3 protein-coding genes are annotated in these 2,412 nt (G+C 58.2%); all 3 read left to right on the top strand.

Features of this window, described 5'->3' with window-relative positions; genetic code table 11:
- The first annotated feature begins 119 nt into the window (after positions 1-119).
- The 3 genes from LC354_RS27450 to LC354_RS27440 all read left to right on the top strand — a co-directional run bounded on the left by LC354_RS27450 (position 120) and on the right by LC354_RS27440 (position 2,365).
- A complete protein-coding gene (locus LC354_RS27450; protein WP_223429103.1) occupies positions 120-683 on the top strand; it encodes a sodium:solute symporter family transporter in 564 nt (187 codons plus the stop codon).
- An 86-nt stretch (positions 684-769) separates the two neighbouring features.
- Entirely contained in the window at positions 770-1,567 is a 798-nt protein-coding gene (locus LC354_RS27445; protein ID WP_223429102.1) for an SDR family NAD(P)-dependent oxidoreductase, read from the top strand.
- Positions 1,568-1,930: 363 nt separating this feature from the next.
- Complete coding sequence (locus LC354_RS27440) at positions 1,931-2,365, top strand: DUF1003 domain-containing protein (protein WP_223429101.1); 435 nt, start codon at positions 1,931-1,933, stop codon at positions 2,363-2,365.
- The last annotated feature ends 47 nt before the right edge of the window (positions 2,366-2,412 follow it).

The following is a 2,412-nucleotide window of genomic DNA, read 5'->3' as shown; positions in this document are numbered from 1 at the left end:
ACCGTCAGACCCGCCCAATTTGGGCGAAACGCGGGGGTTGGGCCTCTCCAGTCGGGCTACGCCCTCCCTGCGACGCCCAACCCCCGCGTTCTCATCCTGATTGACGCTGGATTCTCATCTTGTTTGTCGCGCTGCACTCGACGCTGTTGGTCAATGATTTCCTGATCAAGGCCGACAAGGAACCGGAACCCGAGGAACAGAAGAAATGGGGCACACGGGCCACGCTGGGCTTCATGGTCATTGCCGTCGCTTGGGCGCCGTTCATTCAATATTTCGGTGGGCTTTGGGACTATATCCAACAGGCGTTTTCGGTCTTGGTGCCCCCGCTGGTCGTCTGTTTCACCCTCGGTGCGCTCTGGCCCCGCGGAACGGCGAACGCCGCGTTCTGGACGTTGGTCGGTGGCCATCTTCTCGGTCTGGGCATCTTTGTCGCCAACCAGTTGGGCATCTGGCCGCTGCACTTTACGATCAACGTGACCATAATGACCTGTGTGTCCGCTGCCATCTTCGTCGGGCTCAGCCTCATGGGCGACGCGGACGAAGATGTCGATCAAAACGCCCTTTGGTCGCGTGAGGCCGCGTTCGATACCAAAGCTTGCAACGCACCGATCTGGGCAAACGTCAAAACGCACGCATGGATATTGGGGGCGCTCATGGTCGGGACACTGGTCCTTTTCTGGTGATGACAATCGGCCGCTTCCACGGAACCGCCTTGGCGACGATGCGTTCTGCTACCGACACCTGACACAAAGTACGGAAAGGTCACGCGATGGACTTTGGATTGAATGGAAAAACCGCCCTGATCACCGGAGGTGCATCTGGTATTGGCCGCGCCACCGCACAAGCCTTGCTTGACGAAGGGGCATCAGTGATCCTAGTCGATCTGAAAGGGAACGCCGTGTCAGACGCGGCATCGGAACTGGGACAGGGCGTGGTAGCCCTGCAAGCTGACTTGACCGACCCGCGCCAGATCGATGGGTTGGCCGCATCAGTGGAAGAACGGTTCACAATGCCGGACATTCTTGTGTGCGCGGCCGGAGTCACAGGCGCCAAGGGGCACCCGTTGGAGATGAAGGACGCGGATTGGCAACATGCGTGGGACACGGATTTCATGTCAGTGGTCCGCACCATGCGCAAATTCATCCCTCCGATGGAGCGCAAGGGCTGGGGCCGTGCGGTTGTCGTCACCAGCGAGAACGCCGTCCAGCCCTATCCGGAAGAGGCTGTCTACAACGTCGCCAAGGCGGGCTTGCTGAATTTCGCGAAAGGCCTGTCGCGGGTGACGGCGAGGAACGGGGTTCTGGTCAACTCCGTGTCGCCTGCGTTCATCGAGACCCCGATGACCGATGGCATGATGGATAAGCGGGCCGACAAGCAAGGCGTCAGTCGTGATCAAGCCGTCGAGAGCTTTCTTGATGAGGAGCGCCCCTATCTTGAGCTCAAACGCCGGGGAAAGCCCGAGGAAGTGGCCGCTGCAATTGCCTTCCTATGCTCAGACAAAGCGAGCTTTGTCGTGGGTGCGAATTACCGCGTGGACGGCGGTTCTGTCGGAGCCATGGCGACCTGACGCGTCCACATCCGGAATTGCACACGGGTCGGCGGGGATGTACGCACGACCCGCAAAAACTTTCCAAAATGGAACGCGTGGCTGGCCATGTGGTTTGGTGCTGTCATTGCATTGACCCCAACCCAAGCCGAGGCCATGCGTCAATAAACCTTTGGAATGCACAAGGTTTATCTTATCAAGATGGCTGAGGCACTCCAAAGAGGAAAATGTGCGAAGGAGACAGGACCAAATCGTCCCAATTGAACAGCCAACACGTTGACGCAGACCGCCCCGGCAAGCGAAAGACTCGCCATGTAAATGCGCTTTGCCCGCGCAATACGGATAACCACATCATGAAACCTTGTAATCAGCGAAACTGACCCTGTGACAGAAACAAAGAGCCGCGCCACAAACATCCACTGCCATGTTTGCCAGAAGGCTTTCCCGCTCTCCCGGATGCGGCCTTGGATTTCCGTCAGACCGGGCGTTTCCGAACTGGTCAACGCAGCGTATCCCGGCTGGGAAGCGGGCAAGTACATCTGTCACGCCGATCTCGCAACGTTCCGCGGTGCTTATGTCGAAGTGCTGCTCGAGAGAGAGCGCGGCGAATTGAGCGATCTGGACCGACAGGTTATCGAAAGCCTGCAATCTGACCAATTGGTCTCTCAGAACCCGTCAGATGAGATCGAGGACTCCACGTCATTTGGGGAGCGCATGGCCGACAAGGTGGCCGCGTTCGGCGGCAGCTGGCCGTTCATCATTTCATTCACCACAATCCTGATTCTTTGGCCGACATTCCCCAAGTGGCCTGCCATCTGACGCGAAGATCGCCTGATCAGGCCTGCGGATCAAGTATCTTTTACCTC

The organism is Tateyamaria pelophila (assembly GCF_019966495.1).
Taxonomy (GTDB): Bacteria; Pseudomonadota; Alphaproteobacteria; order Rhodobacterales; family Rhodobacteraceae; genus Tateyamaria; species Tateyamaria pelophila.
Note: the sequence above shows the minus strand (reverse complement) of the source record. Positions and strands in the feature narration are given on the sequence as shown.

What these genes read in the sequence shown, in the direction of transcription:
- LC354_RS27445 (WP_223429102.1), top strand. Translation starts at nt 770, where the DNA reads ATGGACTTTGGATTGAATGGAAAAACCGCCCTGATCACCGGAGGTGCA.